General features: G+C 40.9%; 4 protein-coding genes. 2 read left to right on the forward strand and 2 right to left on the reverse strand.

Annotated elements, in window-relative coordinates:
• The first annotated feature begins 345 nt into the window (after positions 1-345).
• Entirely contained in the window at positions 346-825 is a 480-nt protein-coding gene (gene ispF / locus PX636_RS04480; RefSeq protein WP_002798009.1) for a 2-C-methyl-D-erythritol 2,4-cyclodiphosphate synthase, read from the forward strand.
• A gap of 22 nt (positions 826-847) precedes the next feature.
• On the opposite strand, the gene PX636_RS04485 is transcribed toward ispF, so the two are convergent.
• Both PX636_RS04485 and PX636_RS04490 read right to left on the reverse strand, forming a co-directional pair.
• Positions 848-1,066 (reverse strand): type II toxin-antitoxin system HicA family toxin, encoded by a 219-nt coding sequence (locus tag PX636_RS04485; protein ID WP_002798008.1) that lies wholly within the window; start codon positions 1,064-1,066, stop codon positions 848-850.
• A gap of 3 nt (positions 1,067-1,069) precedes the next feature.
• Positions 1,070-1,324, reverse strand: coding sequence for a type II toxin-antitoxin system HicB family antitoxin (locus PX636_RS04490; RefSeq protein WP_002743455.1), 255 nt, complete (start codon positions 1,322-1,324; stop codon positions 1,070-1,072).
• Between the two features lie 305 nt (positions 1,325-1,629).
• On the opposite strand from PX636_RS04490, the gene argS reads away from it, so the two are divergent.
• A partial coding sequence (gene argS / locus PX636_RS04495) for an arginine--tRNA ligase (protein ID WP_288116341.1) occupies positions 1,630-3,368 on the forward strand: 1,739 nt, incomplete at its 3' end.

Below are 3,368 nucleotides of genomic sequence, written 5' to 3' on the forward strand. Positions count from 1 at the left end.
AACGTAGGTTGGGCTTCGGCCGTGAGCTTTTGCCGAACGGTTGAAGCATGAAACCCAACCCTCTCCCGATTCTACCGCAATTTTAACAGCGATCGAGTTATACTAAATCTTATTTAACAAGTATAGAGTGGCAAGTGGGAAGTGGGTTTTTAAAGTTGGATTGGCAGTTAATGATACTATCAAAAATCAATTTAGTATAAGCTTTCATTGTATTGGGAAAAACTTCAGCAGAATAGTTCATCCTTCCTAGCTAATTAACTAATAAGGACAAGTTAGGGAAATCTTTTCCCTAACTTGTTCCCTTTTGCGATAAGATAATTAATATAACTTCAAGGAGACTGCTCTATGAATATTCGTATTGGTAACGGCTACGATATCCACCGATTGGTAACAGGAAGACCTTTAATTTTAGGAGGAGTAGAGATTGCCCATACTGTCGGTTTATTGGGTCACAGTGATGCCGATGTCTTAACCCATGCTATTATGGATGCCATGCTGGGAGCGCTTAGTTTAGGCGATATCGGTCATTATTTTCCCCCCACAGACCCACAATGGCAAGGGGCGAATAGTTTAAAATTATTAGAACAAGTTAATCAATTAATTATCGATAAAGGTTGGCAGATTAATAATATTGATTCGGTAATTGTTGCCGAAAAACCGAAAATGAAACCCCACCTTATTGCGATGCGAACCAAGTTAGCAGAAACTCTCAAGATTAATCCGGAACAGGTGGGAATTAAAGCCACTACTAACGAACAATTGGGACCGGTAGGACGAGAAGAAGGTATCGCAGTTTATGCCGTGGTTTTATTGGTTAAGCAGTAGGTTAAATGCGGTGTTTTCCCTGCTATTTTCCCAGCCATTCTTCTCTGGTAATACCCGCTTGATTGAGAATGCGTTTTAACAGTCCTACCCCTATTTCACCTTGATGGGGATTGGGGATAATTATCGTTAAATTATCCCGACGCATTTGAGGGTGTTTACCCCCAGCGTAGGGACCTTCAAACCCAAGTTCTCGTAATCTTTGAACTAGATTAAGCCATGATACGGCGGTTAATTTAGGCATATCTTAAATTGAAGACATGGGTTGAGGAAGGAGATTAAGATCTATTCCTGCTAACACTGGAATCGGCAAACCTAAACACAGACGCAAAGCAATCCAATCGCTTAAAGCTTCGCGCAATTCTTGCTGGCAATCTTCTAGATTGGCGTGATTTGCCCAAACTCCCTGAAGGGGTGGAATTTCACCCCAATAAGTGCCATCTTCTTCAATGATTTCGTATCGAGCTAATGCCATCGCTTGATCAATATAACTGGCTAACATGGTTGTACTATTGGTAAAGCTTACTTACTATATTAAAGCAAATGTTTCCCAGCAGCCAGCTGCATTGGATTCGCCTTCAGATTATGATCAGGTAAGATGGTCAATCACCCAAGTTATCTGAATTGTTAATCTCGTTGGCTCGAAACTATAATGAATACACCACAAAAGATGAGCAAAAAGGTCTTGAAAGAATACCATCAATCGGCATCTTCAGTAGCTAATTCGACCCATAATCTGGTCACTGCTAGGAAGCTAATTGATTCCTTCTCAATTTTTGTCTAATCCCTAACTGCTAAATTCTCCCTATGACTGCCATTATCCAACAAATAAAAGAACGTTTTTCCCAATCCCTAGTTAAATCCTTTGGGGAAAACTTCGCCGCTACCGATCCTCTAATTGTGGCCGCTAGTAACCCCCGTTTTGGCGATTATCAATGTAATATTTCCCTCTCTTTAGCCAAAGAATTAAAACAAAAACCCCGGGAAGTAGCGACAACTTTACTAAAAAATCTAGAGATAGATGATCTCTGTCAAACCCCCGAAATTGCCGGACCTGGTTTTATCAATCTTACCCTGAAACCCGGTTATCTAGAAACCCAATTAAAAGACCTAATTACTGACAACCGTTTAGGAGTTGCCGCTGCTAACCCCAGTCAAAAAATTATTGTCGATTTTTCCAGTCCCAATATTGCCAAAGAAATGCACGTCGGTCACTTGCGATCGACTATAATTGGTGATTGTATTGCTCGGATTCTGGAATTTCGTCATCATCAAGTAATTCGTCTTAATCATGTTGGGGATTGGGGTACTCAATTCGGGATGTTAATCACCTATCTACAAGAAGCTTATCCTAGCGCTTTAACCCAAGCAGATGCTCTTGATTTAGGGGATTTAGTTAGCTTTTATAAAAAGGCCAAAATTCGTTTTGATGAAGACGAAAACTTTAAAGAAACTGCCCGTCAAGCCGTAGTAAAATTACAGTCGGGTGATCCTCAAAGTCGTCAAGCATGGCAGTTACTTTGTCAACAATCACGACGGGAATTTCAGAAAATCTATGATATTCTCGATATAAAACTGACCGAAAGGGGGGAATCTTTTTATAATCCCTACCTGGAAGCGGTAATCAGAGAATTAGATCAACAGGGATTGCTAACAGAAGACAACGGTGCTTTATGCGTCTTTCTCGATGGTTTTACCAACAAAGAGGGCGATCCTTTACCCCTAATTGTCAAGAAATCCGACGGCGGTTATAATTACGCCACCACCGATTTAGCGGCAATTTGTTATCGAGTGCGTCAAGATAAAGCCGCAAGAATAATTTATGTCACCGATGCTGGACAAGCTAACCATTTTGCCCAAGTATTTCAGGTGGCTAAAAAAGCGGGATTTTTACCCGATAATGTGGCAGTGGTTCACGTCGCTTTTGGATTAGTTTTAGGGGAAGATGGTAAAAAATTAAAAACTCGTTCCGGGGAGACGGTAAAATTACAAGAATTACTCGATCAAGCGATCGCCTGTTCCCTAGCTGACTTAGAAAAAAGACTGGCAAGCGAGGAAAGAGAAGAAACTGGCGATTTTATCGCTAATACTGCCGAAACCGTCGGATTAAGTGCCGTTAAATACGCTGATCTCAGCCAAAATCGCAATAGTAACTACGTTTTCAGTTACGACAAAATGCTCAATCTGCAAGGCAACACCGCCCCCTATATGCTGTACGCTTACGCTAGGGTTCAGAGTATCAGTCGCGAAGGTGGTATTAATTTTCAGGATTTAAGTGCCAATTCACCGCTAATTCTCAAGGATGAAAGCGAATTAATTCTGGCTAAACAATTACTGCAACTGCCAGAAGTAATTAGTGCCGTGGAAGAGGATTTATTACCCAATCGTCTATGTGATTATCTTTACGAACTCAGTAAAAAGTATAATCGTTTCTACGAGAATTGTCCCGTTCTGAAAGCAGCAGAACCGATTAAAACCTCTCGTTTATTTTTGTGTGATTTAACGGCAAGAACCCTAAAATTAGGCTTATCTCTCCTGGGAATCCC

Source organism: Microcystis sp. M53598_WE2, from assembly GCF_030067735.1.
Taxonomy (GTDB): Bacteria; Cyanobacteriota; Cyanobacteriia; order Cyanobacteriales; family Microcystaceae; genus Microcystis; species Microcystis aeruginosa.